At 63.5% G+C, this 16,047-nt stretch carries 13 protein-coding genes; 6 read left to right on the forward strand and 7 right to left on the reverse strand.

Annotation, left to right across the window (positions count from 1 at the left end):
- The 5 genes from AC2VNO_RS02195 to AC2VNO_RS02215 all read left to right on the forward strand — a co-directional run.
- On the forward strand, positions 1-807 hold an 807-nt coding region (locus AC2VNO_RS02195), incomplete at its 5' end, for an efflux RND transporter periplasmic adaptor subunit (RefSeq protein ID WP_486932601.1).
- The gene (locus AC2VNO_RS02200; protein WP_486932602.1) at positions 804-3,911 is read left to right on the forward strand and encodes an efflux RND transporter permease subunit; all 3,108 of its coding nucleotides are present in this window, start codon (positions 804-806) and stop codon (positions 3,909-3,911) included. The genes AC2VNO_RS02195 and AC2VNO_RS02200, both read left to right, overlap by 4 nt.
- Positions 3,908-5,326 (forward strand): ATP-binding protein, encoded by a 1,419-nt coding sequence (locus tag AC2VNO_RS02205; RefSeq protein WP_486932603.1) that lies wholly within the window; start codon positions 3,908-3,910, stop codon positions 5,324-5,326. The genes AC2VNO_RS02200 and AC2VNO_RS02205 overlap by 4 nt, the downstream gene beginning before the upstream one ends.
- A 21-nt stretch (positions 5,327-5,347) precedes the next feature.
- Positions 5,348-6,067 (forward strand): response regulator, encoded by a 720-nt coding sequence (locus tag AC2VNO_RS02210; protein WP_486932604.1) that lies wholly within the window; start codon positions 5,348-5,350, stop codon positions 6,065-6,067.
- Positions 6,068-6,154: 87 nt separating this feature from the next.
- Positions 6,155-6,805 (forward strand): hypothetical protein, encoded by a 651-nt coding sequence (locus AC2VNO_RS02215; protein ID WP_486932605.1) that lies wholly within the window; start codon positions 6,155-6,157, stop codon positions 6,803-6,805.
- 86 nt (positions 6,806-6,891) lie between these two features.
- Here the strand turns inward: AC2VNO_RS02215 and AC2VNO_RS02220 are convergent, their stop codons facing one another.
- The 3 genes from AC2VNO_RS02220 to AC2VNO_RS02230 all read right to left on the reverse strand — a co-directional run bounded on the left by AC2VNO_RS02220 (position 6,892) and on the right by AC2VNO_RS02230 (position 10,115).
- On the reverse strand, positions 6,892-8,211 hold the full coding sequence (locus AC2VNO_RS02220; protein WP_486932606.1) for a TRAP transporter large permease: 1,320 nt from the start codon (positions 8,209-8,211) through the stop codon (positions 6,892-6,894).
- A complete protein-coding gene (locus tag AC2VNO_RS02225) occupies positions 8,208-8,804 on the reverse strand; it encodes a TRAP transporter small permease subunit (RefSeq protein WP_486932613.1) in 597 nt (198 codons plus the stop codon). Before AC2VNO_RS02225 ends, AC2VNO_RS02220 begins: the two co-directional genes overlap by 4 nt.
- Positions 8,805-8,918: 114 nt before the next feature.
- The gene (locus tag AC2VNO_RS02230) at positions 8,919-10,115 is read right to left on the reverse strand and encodes a TRAP transporter substrate-binding protein (protein ID WP_486932607.1); all 1,197 of its coding nucleotides are present in this window, start codon (positions 10,113-10,115) and stop codon (positions 8,919-8,921) included.
- Between the two features lie 463 nt (positions 10,116-10,578).
- Between AC2VNO_RS02230 and betT the strand changes: the two genes are divergently transcribed.
- Positions 10,579-12,627 carry a choline BCCT transporter BetT gene (betT, locus tag AC2VNO_RS02235; protein WP_486932608.1) on the forward strand — a complete coding sequence of 683 codons (2,049 nt, stop codon included), beginning with the start codon at positions 10,579-10,581 and terminating at the stop codon, positions 12,625-12,627.
- A gap of 57 nt (positions 12,628-12,684) precedes the next feature.
- On the opposite strand, the gene AC2VNO_RS02240 is transcribed toward betT, so the two are convergent.
- The 4 genes from AC2VNO_RS02240 to adhP all read right to left on the reverse strand — a co-directional run bounded on the left by AC2VNO_RS02240 (position 12,685) and on the right by adhP (position 15,941).
- Positions 12,685-13,104, reverse strand: coding sequence for a secondary thiamine-phosphate synthase enzyme YjbQ (locus AC2VNO_RS02240; protein ID WP_486932609.1), 420 nt, complete (start codon positions 13,102-13,104; stop codon positions 12,685-12,687).
- 16 nt (positions 13,105-13,120) lie between these two features.
- Positions 13,121-13,744 carry a methyltransferase domain-containing protein gene (locus AC2VNO_RS02245; RefSeq protein ID WP_486932610.1) on the reverse strand — a complete coding sequence of 208 codons (624 nt, stop codon included), beginning with the start codon at positions 13,742-13,744 and terminating at the stop codon, positions 13,121-13,123.
- 90 nt (positions 13,745-13,834) lie between these two features.
- Entirely contained in the window at positions 13,835-14,743 is a 909-nt protein-coding gene (locus AC2VNO_RS02250; protein WP_486932611.1) for an NAD(P)/FAD-dependent oxidoreductase, read from the reverse strand.
- Between the two features lie 169 nt (positions 14,744-14,912).
- A complete protein-coding gene (gene adhP / locus AC2VNO_RS02255; protein ID WP_486932612.1) occupies positions 14,913-15,941 on the reverse strand; it encodes an alcohol dehydrogenase AdhP in 1,029 nt (342 codons plus the stop codon).
- Positions 15,942-16,047: the final 106 nt, after the last annotated feature.

Consider the following 16,047-nt stretch of genomic DNA (forward strand, 5'->3'; position numbering starts at 1 on the left):
GGCGAGCAGCAGCGTGCCGAGACCGAATACCGCAGCTTCGGCCGCGAACTGAGCGGCGAGCGGCGAGCCTTGGTGCTGCGCGAACCGCAGCTGCGCCAGGCCCAGGCCGAAGTGGAACGAGCGCGAGCCGCTCGCGATCGGGCTCGACTGGATCTCGACCGGACCACGCTCATCGCACCTTGGCGTGGCATGGTGCAAGCCCGACTGCTGGGTAGCGGCAGCATGGTCAACAGCGGTACCGAGCTGTTGCATCTGGTCGATGTCTCACGCTTCTGGGTTCGCGTCTCGCTGCCTGGCGAGGCTCTGAACTGGCTGCATGTTGCCGATCAGAACGGGCCGGGTAGCGGCGTCATTCTCTCGACACGCACCTGGCCCGGTGACGAAACGCGCCACGGGGAAGTCATCGCCATGCTGCCGGCACTGGAGGAACAGGGCTTGCAGGCTCAGCTACTGGTGGCAGTCGACGACCCGCTGGGCCTGGAGAGCGGCGCTCCGGCACTGCGCCTGGGCGACGTAGTGCGTCTGGTCTTCGAAGCTCGTCCCCAGGAGAACCTGTTCGTGATCCCCGCCTCCGCGCTGCGTCCGGGAGACGAACTTTGGGTGCTCGACGACGAAGAGCGCCTGCGTCGCCGCACGGTGAATGTAATCCACCGCGGCCAGACCCAGATCCTGGTCGCAGAGGGTCTGACCGAGGGGGAACGCGTGGTCACCTCCCAGCTCGGCCAACCGCGTGTGGGCATGCGGCTGCGCCCCCGTATCGCCGACCATGAACGCCCGGTCGGCGAGCGTAGCGAGCACCGCTCATGATGCGCCGTGGCCCCATCGCCTGGATGGTTCACCACGGGGTGGCCCCCAATCTGCTGATGGTACTGCTGATCGTCGGCGGTCTGCTGGCCTCGCTGGCGATCAAGAAGGAGGTCTTCCCCGAGTTCGAACTCGAGATCGTCCACGTGGCGATCGGCTATCCCGGCGCCACCCCGGAGGAAGTGGAGCGCAGCCTGCTGCTGCCCATGGAGGCGGCCCTGGCCGATGTGGATGGCATCGAAGAGATGACGTCCACCGCCAATGAGGGGGCCGGCCGGGTCTCCTTGACCCTGGTCGACGGCGTCGACGTGATGCGCGCCTACCAGGACATTCAGCAGGCGATCAACGCCATTACCAACCTGCCTGCCGCTGCCGACCCGGCGCGCTTCAGCCTTGCAGGACGCTCGCGCAGCGTCATGGGCCTGCAGGTACACGGCTGGGTCGACGAACGGCTGCTGCACGACGTGGCCGAAGATCTGCGTGCCGAGCTACAGGCCTCACCCGGCATTTCCCGGGTCGAACTCTCGGGAAATCTCGAGCGCGAGATCCAGGTGCTGCTCGATGCACAGGCCATGTCGCGCCATGGCATCGATCACCGCAGCTTGGCGACACGCATCGCCGACGAGGCGCTGGACCTCGCCAGCGGGAGGCTATCCACCGCAGAAGGCGAGTGGTTGATTCGCTATCAAGGACGCCGCGACGAGGCCCGCGAGTTTGCCGACCTGCCACTGATCGGCACCGCCGACGGCGGTCAGTTGCGCCTGGGCGACATTGCCCGCGTCGTCGACGGTTTCGCCGAAAGCGACCGTGAGGTGCTGTTCAACGGAGCCCCCGCGCTCAGCCTGGAGGTGTACCAGATCGGCAATCAGACGCCGATCGGAATCTCCGATGCGGTATACGCCCAGCTCGAACGGCTGCGCGCCGGCTTGCCCGAAGGGGTCAGCCTCAGCGTGTCCCAGGATAGCTCCGAGATCTATCGCGACCGCCTCGACCTGCTGCTCAAGAACGCCTGGCTGGGCCTGGCACTGGTGCTCGTGCTCATGGCGCTGTTCCTCGAAGCGCGCCTGGCATTCTGGGTCACGCTAGGCATTCCCACCGCCTTCCTCGGCGCCATGCTGTTCCTGCCGTGGCTGGGCGTATCGATCAACATGATGTCGATGTTCGCCTTCATCATCGCCCTGGGTATCGTCGTCGACGACGCCATCATGGTGGGCGAAAACATCCACAGCTACCGCGAACAGGGCCACTCGCTGCGCGAAGCCGCCGTACGTGGCGCTCGCGAGATGGCGGTCCCCATCAGCTTCGCCATACTCTCCAATATCGTCGCCTTTCTGCCGCTGCTGTTCCTGCCGGGCTTTCTCGGCATGATCTTCGCCGTCATTCCGGTAGTGGTGATCACGGTCTTTCTGGTGTCGTGGCTGGAGGCGCTGTTCATTCTGCCCGGCCACCTGGCCCACCGCGCCGGCGGCCGCGAGCCGGCCGCCTGGCTCAGGCCGCTGGATCGTGTGCGCCGAAGCCTGCAGAGCGGGCTTACGCACTTCACTCAGCAACGCTTCGAGCCATTCCTGCAACGCGCCCTGGATCAGCGCTTGCTCACTGTGAGCCTGGCCATCGCCGTGCTCACTCTGGCCATTGCCTGGAGCATGAGCGGGCGCATGGGCTTCTCGCTGATGCCGAGGGTCGAGTCGGACCGGGTCCAGGCCACGGTGACCCTACCGGTGGGCAGCCCCATCGCCGATGATCGACGTATTCGCGATCAGCTGCTGGATGCCGCCGCGGCACTGGCCGAGCGCGACGATGGGCCGCGTTTCGCCGCCAGCCGCGCCCAGATCGACGGCGACCGTCTGAACGTCCGGCTCACCATCGAGAATGACAGTCTCAACGCCTGGCCGCCGTCGCGGGTGGCGCGAGCCTGGCGTGAGGAGACCGGCGACATCATGGGCGCCCAGGCGGTGCGCTTCGAATCGGACTTCGGCGGTCCGGGGGCCGGCGCCGGACTCACCCTGCGTCTGTCGCACCCCGACAGCCGCGCCCTGGAGGCCGCGGCCACTCGGCTGGCCGATGAGCTAGGCGAATTCGATGGGCTGACCGACATCGACAGCGGCCTGGCCGATGGCAAGCCCCAGCTCGAGCTGCGGCTGTCCCCGGAGGGGCGAGCGCTGGGCTTGAGCGGCAGCGATCTTGCCGGTCAGCTACGAGGCCCGCTGCAGGGAGTCACCGCCATCGAACAGTTCGTCGGTCGTCACGAGATCAGCGTCTCGGTACGGCTGCCCAGCGAGGAGCGCGATAGCCTGGGGCATCTGTATCAGCTGCCGATTCGTACTCCGGATGGCCTGGAGGTGCCGCTGCAGCGCATCGCCGAGATTCACTTGGGCAGGGCCGCCACCACCCTTCAGCGCGTCGATGGGCGACGGCAGATCAGCGTCACCGCCGACACCGACAGCGATGCGCAGATCAACCAGGTCGTGGCCACCCTGCAAGCGGACGTCTTCCCTGCCCTGCAGGCGGCCTGGCCGGGCCTGGAACTGACCCTGGGCGGACGTCAGCAGGAAACCGCCGAGAACGTGTCGGCCCTCAGCCACGCCACCTGGCTGACGCTGATCGCGCTCTATGCCCTGCTGGCAATCCCGTTTCGCAGCTACCTGCAGCCGCTGCTGGTGCTGGCGGCGATTCCCTTCGGCGTCATCGGCGCCATGGCAGGCCACGCGATCATGGGCTTCGGCCTCTCGGTCATCAGCCTGATGGGCATGCTGGCGCTCTCCGGGGTGGTGATCAACGACGCGCTGGTGCTGATCGATTACGCCAACCGCCGGCGGCGCGAAGGGTTCGGTGCCCGGGAAGCGATCGTCGCCGCCGCGACCCGGCGTCTGCGGCCGATAATGATGACTACCCTGACCACTTTCCTGGGGCTTGCACCGATGATCTTCGAGACCTCGCGCCAGGCCCGCTTCATGATCCCCATGGCCATCTCGCTGGGCTTCGGCATGCTGTTCGCCACCGTCATCCTGCTGATACTGGTACCCTGCCTCTACCTGATGCTGGAAAGGCTGCGAGAACGATGGGACAAGAGGGCAAGCGCTCATACTATTCAGGAGCCGACCCGATGACTTCGCGTTTCTCTCGGCTGCCGGTTTCACACCTAGGGGTGAAGCTGTTCGTCATCATTCTGTCGGTCAATGTGGTGATCGCGGTGCTGGTGTTTCTGTCGGTCTCACGCAGTCTCGACCGCGGCTTTCTCGAATATCTGGAAACGACCCAGGCCAGCCGTGCCGAGACGCTGGCCGAAGGCCTCGGCCAGGAGTGGGCGCGCCGCGAAGGCTGGCAGTGGCTGCGCGATTCACCGCCGGCCTGGGAGCGCCTGGTGCGTCAGCAGCTGTGGCCGGGTGAACGTCAGCCGCCACCCGGAATCGAACGCCGCCTGGGCGATGCCCGCGACTTCGTGCTGCACGATGCCGAAGGGCTGCCGGTGATCGGCCTGCCGCCGGACGATCAGGAAATGGCCGCCGAGCTCCACTGGCTGCCGATCGAGTACCGTGGCCAGCAGGTCGGCACCCTGGGCTATCGTCCGCCGCAGCAATTGATGGCGCGCATGGACCGTATCTTCCTCTCGCGCCAGCAGCGCAACCTGGGCATCATCGTCGCTTCTCTGGGCCTGGCCTCGCTTCTGCTGGCCGGCGGGTTGGCCTGGTGGCTGGGACGGCGCACCCGAAGCATGGCGCTCGCCACTCGTAGCCTGATCGAAGGCGACTACAGCACCCGGCTGCCTGAGCGTGGTCGTGATGAGCTTTCCCGCCTGGCGCGGGACTTCAACATGCTTGCCGCCACCCTGGAAGCCAGCCGCGAAGCCCGCAGCCGCTGGGTGTCGGATATCGCCCATGAGCTGCGCACCCCGCTCGCGGTGCTGCGCGGCGAAATCGAGGCCATGCAGGACGGCATTCGCTCACTCGATCAGGACAACCTGCATTCGCTGTCCCAAGAGGTGGGCCAGCTCGAACGCCTGGTGGCCGATCTGCGCCTGCTGTCGCAAAGCGACGCCGGGGCCTTGGAGGTGCAGCTGGCACCTCTCGATCTGGCGGCGAGCCTGACCTCACGCCTGGAGGAGGCCGCCGGCTGGCTCGGTGATTGCGGCATGTCGCTCACCACCTCGATCGACGGCCCGGCCTGGATCCGTGGCGATGCCCGCCGGCTGCGCCAGCTGTGGACCAACCTGCTCGACAACAGCTGTGCCTACACCACTTCGCCTGGCCTGCTGGAGGTCAAGCTGACGGTCGATGCGGACCGGGTGCAGGTAATCTGGCAAGACAGCCCGCCAGGCGTCCCCGAGGAAGCGCTCGGTCGACTCACCGAGCGGCTCTACCGGGTCGAAGGTTCTCGCAGCCGCGCCAGTGGCGGCAGCGGTCTGGGGTTGTCGATCGCCAGCGCCCTGGTCAAGACCCATGGCGGTACCATGCAAGCCTCTCCTTCCGCACTGGGCGGGTTATGCTGGACCATCGAATTTCCGGCCCTGGATGCCGACGAGTGAACCCCATGAGGTAAGGTGCCCATGCTAGATTCCGACTCCCCTCGTGATTCTCTGCTGATCGTCGAGGATGAACCCAAGATTGCCCGCCTGGTGGCCGATTATCTGGAGGGCAGCGGTTTCGCCACCCAGCATATCGACCACGGCGACCAGGTGCTGCCTTGGCTGCAGCAGCAGTCCGGCGATGAGCAATTGCCGGCCCTGGTGCTGCTCGACCTGATGCTGCCCGGCACCGATGGCCTCACCCTGTGTCGCGAAATTCGGCAGCGCTGGCCGAGCGTTGCCATCATCATGCTCACCGCCCGGGTTGAAGAGGTGGATCGCCTGCTGGGCCTCGAACTCGGCGCCGACGATTACATCTGCAAGCCTTTCAGCCCGCGTGAAGTGGTGGCTCGAGTCAAGGCCGTGCTGCGCCGCAGCCAAGCGCTGCGTGACCCCACCCTGGCCGGCGGCAGCCAGCTCGTGCTCGACGACGAAGGCTGGCGTGCGCTGGCCGACGGCCATGACCTGGGGCTTACCGCGGTGGAGTACCAGTTGCTCAAGGTCATGATGCAGGCACCCGGTCGCATCTTCACCCGCGATCAGTTAATGGATCGCATGTACCGCGACCACCGCATCGTCTCCGAGCGCACCGTCGACAGCCACGTCAAGAAGCTGCGGCGCAAGATCGCCGACGCCTGGCCCGAGCGCGAGATCATTCGTTCCGTCTATGGGGTAGGCTATAAGTACCAACCCGAAGAGTGACCACCCTTCTTTCACGATTACTGCAAGATGGTTGCACAAGGACGTACGACACTGGAAGCATCAACCCAATGTGAAGGAGCCACACTAATGCGCCGTAAAACCAGCCGAAACCTGCTGATCCCCGCCTTGCTCGCCGTGGCTATCGCGCCGATGTCACTGGCAGCCGTTGCCGCCCCCGGCGACCGTGAGGGCTGGCAAGAGCAGCGCCAGGAGCGCTTCGAAGAGCGTCGCCAGGCCCTGTTCGAGCGTGCCGGTCTCGACGATGAGACCCGCAGCGCTCTGGAAGAGGCTCATGGCGAGCACATGCAGGCGCTGCGCGAACTGCATGAGCAGCACCGTGAGCGCATGGACGAGATTCTCGACGATGAGCAGCGTGAAGCCCTGCGCGAGGCCAAGCGCGAGATGCGTCAGGAACACCAGGCAGAGCGCGGCGGAGAGCGCCGCCAGAGCATGGAGCAGCGTCTGAGCACGCTCGTCGACAGCTGGGAGCTCTCCGACGAGGAACGCGAGCGGCTGACCGAACTGCGTGAATCGTTGTATGCCGACATGCAGGAGCTGCGCGGCCAGGAGTTCGACTCCCGCGAAGAGCGCCGCGAAGCGTGGCAGTCGCTGCGCGATGAGCACCACGAAGCCTTTGCGGAGGTGCTCACCGAGGAGCAGATCGACGCCCTCGAGGCCGTCATGCAGTCGGGTCGGCACAAGGGCCACAAGCACCACGGTTCACATGGACGCGGCTAATCGCCGACCTCCGGTGTGACGAGAAACGAGCGGGCCCGGCATTGCGCCGGGCCCGCTGCGTCTAGCTGTCACCGCGCTCCAGGCGATCAGTTGTAGAGCACCCCCGGCAGCCAGAACACGATACCCGGTACCAGATAGAGGATGGTCATCGCCACGAACACCAGCAGCAGGAAGGGCGCGATGCCGATGAAGATGTCGTTGAGCTCGATGCCCTTGGGCGAGATACCCTTCAGATAGAAGGCCGACATCGCCATGGGCGGCGTCAGGAAGGAGGTCTGGATGTTGAGGGCCACCAGCACGCCGAAGAACAGCGGATCGATGCCGAACATGTGCAGCAGCGGCAGGAAGATCGGCACGAAGATGATGATGATCTCGGTCCACTCCAGCGGCCAGCCGAGAATGAAGATCATCAGCTGTGCCAGCAGCAGGAACTGCAGCGGCGTCAGCGACAGGCCGCTGATCCAGTGTTCGATCAGCGAGTGACCGTCGAGCAGCGAGAACACCGAGGAGAAGATCCACGAGCCGACGAACAGCCAGCACACCATGGCGCTGGTACGGGCGGTGAGAAACACCGCCTCGCGCAGCCGTGCCAGCGTCAGTTGCCGGTAGGCCGCCGCCAGCAGAATGGCACCCAGCGCCCCGATGCCGGCAGCCTCATGGGGCGTGGCCAGGCCGAAGAGGATGGCGCCGAGCACCGACATGATCAGCACGAACAGCGGCACGAACGACGTCAGCAACCCCCAGTAGACCTCACCCAGCGGCACGTCGAGCTTCTCCGCCGACAGCTTGGGCGCCACCTTGGGATTGATCATCGCCCGGCCCATCACATAAAGGATATAGAGCCCGGCCAGTAGTAGGCCCGGGATCAGGGCCGCTGCATACAGGCGCACCACCGACACCCCGGCCATTGCCCCATAGAGGATCAGCATGATGCTGGGGGGTATCAGAATGCCCAGGCATCCCCCGGCACAGATCACACCGCTCGATAGCCGCTTGTCGTAGCCGGCATTCAGCATGGCGGGAAGTGCCAGCAGCCCCATCAGCGTCACCACGGCACCGACAATACCGGTGGCGGTGGCGAACAGGGCACAGGTGATCAGGCTCGCGACTGCCAGCGATGCCGGCATGCCTCGCGCTGCCAGCTGCAGGCTGCTGAACAGACGATCCAGAATATTGGCCCGTTCCACCATGTAGCCCATGAAAAGAAACAGCGGCACGGCGATGAGCACGTCGTTGGACATGACCCCGTAGGCGCGCTGCACCAGCAGCGAGAAGATGATGTCGCCAATGGCGAAATAACCGAAGCCAATGCCCATGGCAATCAGCGTAAAGGCGATGGGAAAGCCGAGCATGATCAGCACGATCAGCATGCCCAGCATCATGATACCGATTTCCGGCTCGCTCATTGGCGGGGCTCCCCTGACTGCTCCTGGGCGGCCTTGATTTCCGCCTCCTTGTTGATCGGAATGGCGATCTCTTCGACGTCACCCAGCCGACGCGGCCAGTAGCCCTGCCTGAGACACATTATGCAGCGCAACACCTCGGCCAGCCCTTGCAGGGCCAGCAGGGCCGCACAAGCGGGGATCACGAACTTGTAGGGCCATATGGGGGGGCCCCCTGGGGTATAGGAGCTGTGTTCGTTCTGGCGGAAGGAGATGGCAAAGAAATCCCAGCCGTAGAACAGCAGGGCTAAGATGCCCGGATAGAAGAACAGCAGGTAGAGCAGCAGTTCCAATCCGGCCTGGACGCGAAGAGGAAAGTAGCGCGACACCACGTCTGCTCGGACGTGGGCGTTGTGCGCCAATGCATAGGCTCCGCTCATCATGAACAGCGTGCCGTAGAGCATGTAGCTGGTGTCATAGGCCCAGGTGGTTGGCGCCCCCATGACATAGCGCATGAAGACCTCGTAGCTCACCACGAGGGTCAGGATCAGGATCGCCCAGGCGAAGGTCTTGCCCACCCAGGTGCTGAGATGGTCGATAAGGAACACGAAACGCATGGTCACCTCTCACCCTCCCTGCACCACCCGCCAGGGTGGCGCAGGACGGAACACGAAACCCGGCGGCGTCCTGCTCCGGGACAACATGAGATCCGGGCCCGCAGGCCCGGCAGCTCACAGGAGGGTGGAGGTATCGGTGGGCGACTTGCCGTAGAAGTGCACGTAGGCAGGCTCCTTGGGCGTCGTGTGCTCGAGGTGGTAGCCCACCACCCGCTCGCAATATTCGCGCTGGTGTTCGACCACCCGCCTGAAGAACTCGTCGCGTGACTCGTTTTCGATCACCTTGTCCCACGCCTCGAGCTGTGCCTGCAGCACCGAGTCGGGGGTGATGTAGGTCTGCACTCCCTGCTGCTCGCGCATGGCGTTGAGATCGCGGGGATAGCGCTCCATGGCTTTCCAGTACATCTCCGACGAGGCGGCCTTGGCGGCGTACTGCAGGATGGCCTGGAACTCCTCAGGCAGGCTGTCATGCTTGGTCTTGTTCAGAATGATCTCGAAGGCCTCGCAGTCCTGGTGATAGCTGCGCAGCATCCAGGTCTTGCTGACGTCGGGGAAGCCCAGCAGGCGATCCGAGGAGGGGTTATTGAACTCGGCGCCATCGAGCAGGCCTCGATCCATGGCCGGCACGATATCGCCACCGCCCATGATGGTCACCGCCGCGCCGAATTCACGCATCAGATCGGCGGCCAGACCTACCGTTCTGTACTTGAGCCCGCGCAGGTCCTCGGCACTGCGGATCGGCTCCTTGAACCAGCCAAGCGCCTGGGTCGGCATGGGGCCGGTCTGGTAGCCCACCAGCGGCAGTTCCAGCATGCCGAGTAGCTCGTTGTAGAGTTCCATACCGCCACCCGTCCAGAACCAGGCGAGGAACTGGTGGGCATCCCAGCCGAAGGGTGGGGGCGTACCGAACAACGAGAAGGCCTTGTGCTTGCCGTACCAATAGGCCGTCACGCCATGGCCGCCGTCCAGCGCACCGGAAATGACGGCGTCCTGGAGCTGGAGGGCACCCACCACGGCACCGGCAGGCAGCAGATTCAAGCGCAGCCGACCTCCCGACATCTCGTTGACGATGCGCACGTAGTCGGCGGCAAACTCATGGAAGATATCCTGGTTGGGCCAGGTGCTTTGGAAGCGCAGCGTAGTGGTCTGAGCAATGGCGATGCTGGGGAAGCCCACTGCCGCTGCGGCACCGGCCCCTACGGCAACGGCCGAGCCCGTGAGAAAGCGGCGACGTGAGGTATCGGTGGACTTGCTGGCGCTGGCGGTTTGCCCTTCGGCCTGAGCCGTGGGCGTCTTGTTTTCATGAGCCATCAGATACTCCGGAAACGTTATCGTTGTATTTATGCTGCTTCAGTCGGCATGGCCGAACAGGCAGTCATCCCGAAAGCATCCTTGCAATGGCATTGACGCTTCGTTCCCTGGCTTGCAGTCGGTTACATCAGGTATAGCGCGAGCAAGGAAACTCGCAACGTTGATTGCACGGCTCAGTTAACGTTTTCTCGTTTGCTGTAAACGGAGGGTTGAAGGGACCTTGGAAACCGCGTATTTTATTTGAACGTTCATTCAAAATAAGAGCGGCTTTCCGCCATGTCGTCGTCAGTCCTGACGCCCAAGACACTCCGGCCTCGGAGCACCTCATGCCGTTCTCGGCGTCGTCAGGCCTGAAACCATCGGGCAGTATTCAGGTGTGCTTTCGATTGTGAGGAACAATCCAGAGCGCGTCTCGGCAGGGAATGGCGGGAAGGTTCATTCACTCGCACAGGAGTTCGCCTGCATGGCGCAGAACCTACCCTCGAACGAACGGCGCGACCGGCTAAACGGTGTGGTGTTCCACGGCTCGGTGGCCGGTATCCTGGTCTTTCTCGTCCTCACCATGACTTTCACCGAGCAGGCCGGGGCTTTCTTCGATGCCGGCCTGGCCTGGGTCAGTGAAACCTTCGGCTGGTATTACATGCTGGCGGTGGTGGCCTATCTCGTCTTCGTGATTGCCATCGGCATGTCGCGGTTCGGCAGCATTCGCCTCGGTCCGGATCACTCGCGGCCGGAATTTTCGACCCTCTCGTGGTCGGCGATGCTGTTCGCCGCGGGAATCGGTATCGACCTGCTGTTCTTCAGCGTCGCCGAGCCGGTGGCTCACTACTTGGCGCCGCCGGAAATGACGCCCGAAAGCCAGGAGGCGATGCGCGCCGCCGTGGTACAAACCTATCTGCACTGGGGGGTTTCCGGCTGGGGGCTCTACGTGCTGATGGGCATGGCCCTGGCCTACTTCAGCTACCGACACCGCCTGCCGCTGGCCATTCGCAGCGCGCTCTATCCTCTGCTGGGCAAGCGTATCCACGGCCCCATCGGCAATGCGGTGGACATCACCGCGGTGATCTCCACCGTGTTCGGGATCGCCACCAGTCTCGGCATCGGGGTGATGCAGCTCAACTACGGCCTGGCCTACATGTTCGACGTGCCGGAGAACCTCACGGTACAGGTAATCCTGATTGCGCTGGTGGTAGTGCTTGCCACCATTTCCGTGGTCAGCGGGGTCGAGAAAGGCATTCGACGCCTGTCGGAATTCAACATGCTGCTGGCGCTGGCGCTATTGCTGTTCGTCCTGTTTCAGGGACAAACCCTGCAGTTGCTCGACATGGCGGTGAACAACGCCGGCGACTATCTCTCCGGTTTCATTGCCATGAGCTTCAATACCTACGCCTTCGCCGGTGACGAAGCCAATGAGTGGAAGATGTGGTGGACCATCTTCTTCTGGGGCTGGTGGATCGCCTGGACCCCGTTCGTCGGCCTGTTTCTGGCGCGCATCTCCCGCGGTCGCACCATTCGCCAATTCGTCGCTGGCGCCCTGTTCATCCCGCTGGCCTTCATGATGGTGTGGATGTCGGTGTTCGGTAACAGCGGTATCGAGCTGGTGGCCAACCAGGGTATCGCCGAGCTGGGCGAGCAGGCGCTGAACACGCCTCAGACCACCATGTACACGCTGCTCGAGCACTATCCCTGGGTGAGTATCACTGCTGCCGTGGTCACCGTGCTGGGCATCGTGTTCTTCATCACCTCGGCGGACTCCGGCGCGCTGGTACTGGCTAACTTCACCTCAATCCTCTCCGACGTGAACCATGACGCCCCGATCAAGCTGCGTATCTTCTGGTCGGCAGTGATCGGCCTGATTACCGTGGCCCTGCTGATGGCGGGCGGCCTGGCGGCGCTGCAGAGCGCAGTGGTGATCACCGCCCTGCCCTTCTCGCTGGTGATCTTTGCCATCATGCTGGGCATGTACAAGGCGCTCAAGCTGGAAGGCAGCAAGGCCGAGGCACGCAGGCGTATCGCCGGTACCGCGCCGGGTGGCGACTGGCGCGAGCGGCTCGACCGCGCCCTGGACATCTCCAACCGTGCGGGCGCTGCCGCCACCATCGAGCATGCCATTCGTCCGGCGTTGACGCAGTTCGCTCAGGAGCTTGAGAGCCGCGGCCAGGAGGCCAACGTGAGCGAGGAGCAGCTCGAGGGTGAGTCGTTACCCTGCCTGACGCTGCAGGTCGATCTGGAGAATGCGGCGAGCTTCGTTTACCAGGTCTACCCGCACCGTATGCGCACGCCAAGCTTCCTGCCGGCGGACGACGACTTCTACGTGCGGCTCGACGTCTATCTGGCCGAAGGCGGCCAGGAAAAGGATCTCAACGGCTTCACCCGCGGCCAGGTGATCGCCGACGTGCTTTCTGAATACGAGCGCCATCTGCACTTCCTGACCCTGGCCGGCCAGGGCGGCAACGTGCAGGCCATGCCGGGTGCGGTGGGCGAACCACCGGCGGACGCCAACCCCGCCTGATCGAAGCCCCCACCCTGCAACGGCGGCACCCTTGGGTGCCGCCGTTTTCCTTTATGCCTACTCGCCCTGCAGCGTGGCTATCAGGCGTCGCGCCCCACCGCGGTCGCGGTGCTCGCCGAGCCAGACCCCCTGCCAGGTTCCCAATGCGAGACGGCCGCCGCGCACTGCCAGGGTAAGCTGGGTGCCGAGCAGGCTGGCACAGACATGCGCCGGCATGTCGTCAGGCCCCTCGAGAGTATGGCGGAAATAAGGCAGATCGCCCGGAATGCGCTCGCGCAGGAAGGCATCGAGATCGTGGCGTACGTCGGGGTCGGCATTTTCATTGAGCGTGAGCGAAGCCGAGGTATGCATCAGCTGCAAGTGCAGCAAGCCAACCTTCACCTCTCTCAATACGGTCAGCGCCGAAACCACCTCGTCGGTAATCAGGTGAAAGCCGCGTGAACGCGGCGTCAGGCGAAGCTCCTGCTGGTGCCACATGGCCCCTCCTTTCGGTTCATCCTGCATCGGTATCCCGTCGTTCGAAGCGTGCCATCTGAGTCGGCTGGCCAAGCTCGGGGTGCCACTCGCCGATACCTGACAGGGTGACTCGATAGCCGTTGCGTCGTGCGACGCCGCGCGCCCAATCTCCAAAGCGGTCTCGCGTCCATTCGAAGCGGTGGTCGGGATCGCGAAACTCGCCGTGAGCCAGCCCGAACAGAGGATTGTAGTCGTGGTTGGGCGTGGTCAACACCAGCAGCCGTGGCCGCAGCTGGCCGAATACGCGCCGCTCCACCTGGGACAGGGTTTCCGGCGGTATGTGCTCGATGGTTTCCACCATCGCCGCGGCATCGAAGCCGGCCAGCGACGCATGAGGTTCGGCGTAGGAGCCGCAAACCAGTCTCAGCCTGGCCTGCTCCGCTGGGGGTCGATCACTCAGTCGGAGCTGTGCCTGAGCAAGCAGCTCGCCCGACTGCTCCAGTCCCACCACCTCCTCGAATTGCGGATCGTGAAGCAGGTACTGCAACAGAGTGCCGGTGCCGCAGCCCAGATCGAGCACCCGGCACGCACCGCTGGCGCGCAGTTGATCGGCCACCTGCTGCAAGCGTTGCTGATGCAGGTCCAAGTCTTCCAGGTCCATAGAACGATCCCCCTTTGTACGAGGGGAATAATGGGGCAAAACAACCGGCGCGTGTAGGGTGAGGAAGGCCCGACGACCAGCGGGTCCGTATCAGCGATTCTGCAGCCGGTTATGAATGGCCGTGGCGGCAATCGATGCCTGCCCGGTGGCTACGGTAATTTGACTCAATTGATTGGTCATGTCGCCGGCTGCATAAAGCCCTTCGATCCCCGTCTGCATATGAGGATTGACTACCAGATAACCCCCTGGATCTCTCAACGCCCCTAGATTGGTACCTAGCTCACTGCGTACCCGGGTACCCAAAGAACAGTAGAGCGCATCGAAAGAATGCTCGGTACCGTTTTTCATTAACAAGTGGATGCGTTTGCTTGCATCACTGTACATTTCGCTCACTTTTCCCTTCACCAGCTCAATCTTCTCGTGAGCCAGGCGCTCCTGAGATGCAGCGTCCAGATAAGCACCATCTTCGATATCGATCAGCGTCAACTCGGCACTGAATCGCTTGATGAACACAGCCTCATCTACGCCATGTTCGTCCCGGGCAATAATTCCGATGCGCTCTTTCGTAAATTCGAAACCATCGCAAATGGGACAATAGTGAATCAAGCCTTCTTTTTTTACCGCTTCAAAGCCTTCCAAATCGGGGTCGACATCGACGACCCCCGTGGCAAGCAGCACCGTCCGCGTCAGGAAGACTTCCGATTCGGTCTCGACGTTGAACTGGCCATCCACCGTGCGCTCTATACGCACGACCCGCCCGGATATCACCTCCCCACCGTTTTTCTCGAGCTGCGCCCGGAGCCGCTCCAGCAAAGCTTTGCCGCTGATACCCTCCCCGAAGCCGGGATAGTTGAAAGTACACGGAATAAGCGCGGCGCGACTGATCCCCGCATCGACGATGCGTATGTCGCGCAGAAAACGCCGCAGATTGATACCGGCAGCCAGCCCGGCAGGGCCGGCGCCAATGATCACGCAGTCTATCGCAGCAAGCTCTTCCATTTTATCTCTCCATGAATGCGACGAAGCCAAATCCATTTAAGAGCAGCCACGTGATATCAGTATCGGATCTATTCGTGGAATTGACTAACTTCCGACAGCTCCTCCAACAAAAAAAGGCGCGACGAGGTCGCGCCTGAAGCCGCCATTGCTGGCGACGAGAGAGCAACCCTCAGCTTGCCATGTCCAGAACCACGCGCCCCTCGATCTGGCCATCTATCATGCGCTGGAATACGTCGTTTATATTCTCGAGTCTGTCGGTACTTACCGTGGCCTTGACCTTCCCCTCACCGGCGAAGTCGAGCGACTCCTGCAGATCCTGACGGGTGCCGACGATGGAGCCACGCACGGTGATGCCGTTGAGCACGGTCTCGAAGATCGGCAGCGGAAAATTACCCGGCGGCAGGCCGTTAAGCGAAATGGTGCCGCCGCGGCGGACCATGCCCTGGGCCTGTTCGAAAGCCTTGGGCGACACGGCCGTTACCAGTACTCCATGAGCACCGCCGATCTGCTTCTTTAGGTAGGCCACCGGATCGGTCTTGCCAGCGTTGACGGTGACACTGGCCCCGAGACGCTCAGCCAACGCCAGCTTGGCGTCATCGATATCCACCGCGGCCACGTTGAGCCCCATGGCCTTGGCGTACTGCACCGCCATGTGTCCAAGGCCACCGATACCCGAGATCACCACCCACTGCCCGGGGCGGGTGTCGGTCACCTTCAGCCCCTTGTAGACGGTTACGCCAGCGCACAGGACCGGAGCGATCTCGACGAAACCGACATTGTCGGGCAGGTGACCGGCATAATCGGCCACCGCAAGGGTGTAGTCGGCAAAACCACCGTTGACCGAGTAGCCCGTATTCTGCTGCGACTCGCAGAGTGTCTCCCAGCCACCCAGGCAGTGTTCACAGTGGCCGCAGGCAGAGTGCAACCAGGGTACGCCGATGCGGTCGCCCTCCTTCAAATGCTTGACGCCGATGCCGACGGCCGCCACGTGACCAACGCCTTCATGGCCGGGAATGAAGGGCGGGCTGGGCTTGACCGGCCAGTCGCCATGAGCGGCGTGCAGGTCGGTATGGCAAACGCCCGAAGCTGCCACCTTGACCAACACCTTTCCGGGCCCGGGGCGTGGCACCTCGACCTCTTCGATGGCCAGCGGTTCGCCGAACTTACGCACCACGGCGGCCTTCATCGTCTTGTCCATTGTCATTATCTCCTGGGTAGACAGGCGGCATAACGCCGCCCAAGGTTTGGGCATCGCCAGGGAAAGGAGCGGTAAGCCGCTCTCGATATTTCGAGGGTGGCGCCCC

It is taken from the genome of Halomonas sp. TH-94 (genome assembly GCF_057473365.1).

Bases quoted from the DNA above. Each gene is read 5' to 3' on its own strand.
- AC2VNO_RS02200 (WP_486932602.1), top strand. From the start codon at position 804: ATGATGCGCCGTGGCCCCATCGCCTGGATGGTTCACCACGGGGTGGCC.
- AC2VNO_RS02205 (WP_486932603.1), top strand. From the start codon at position 3,908: ATGACTTCGCGTTTCTCTCGGCTGCCGGTTTCACACCTAGGGGTGAAG.
- AC2VNO_RS02210 (WP_486932604.1), top strand. From the start codon at position 5,348: ATGCTAGATTCCGACTCCCCTCGTGATTCTCTGCTGATCGTCGAGGAT.
- AC2VNO_RS02215 (WP_486932605.1), top strand. From the start codon at position 6,155: ATGCGCCGTAAAACCAGCCGAAACCTGCTGATCCCCGCCTTGCTCGCC.
- AC2VNO_RS02220 (WP_486932606.1), bottom strand. From the start codon at position 8,211: ATGAGCGAGCCGGAAATCGGTATCATGATGCTGGGCATGCTGATCGTG.
- AC2VNO_RS02225 (WP_486932613.1), bottom strand. From the start codon at position 8,804: ATGCGTTTCGTGTTCCTTATCGACCATCTCAGCACCTGGGTGGGCAAG.
- AC2VNO_RS02230 (WP_486932607.1), bottom strand. From the start codon at position 10,115: ATGGCTCATGAAAACAAGACGCCCACGGCTCAGGCCGAAGGGCAAACC.
- betT (WP_486932608.1), top strand. From the start codon at position 10,579: ATGGCGCAGAACCTACCCTCGAACGAACGGCGCGACCGGCTAAACGGT.
- AC2VNO_RS02240 (WP_486932609.1), bottom strand. From the start codon at position 13,104: ATGTGGCACCAGCAGGAGCTTCGCCTGACGCCGCGTTCACGCGGCTTT.
- AC2VNO_RS02245 (WP_486932610.1), bottom strand. From the start codon at position 13,744: ATGGACCTGGAAGACTTGGACCTGCATCAGCAACGCTTGCAGCAGGTG.
- AC2VNO_RS02250 (WP_486932611.1), bottom strand. From the start codon at position 14,743: ATGGAAGAGCTTGCTGCGATAGACTGCGTGATCATTGGCGCCGGCCCT.
- adhP (WP_486932612.1), bottom strand. From the start codon at position 15,941: ATGGACAAGACGATGAAGGCCGCCGTGGTGCGTAAGTTCGGCGAACCG.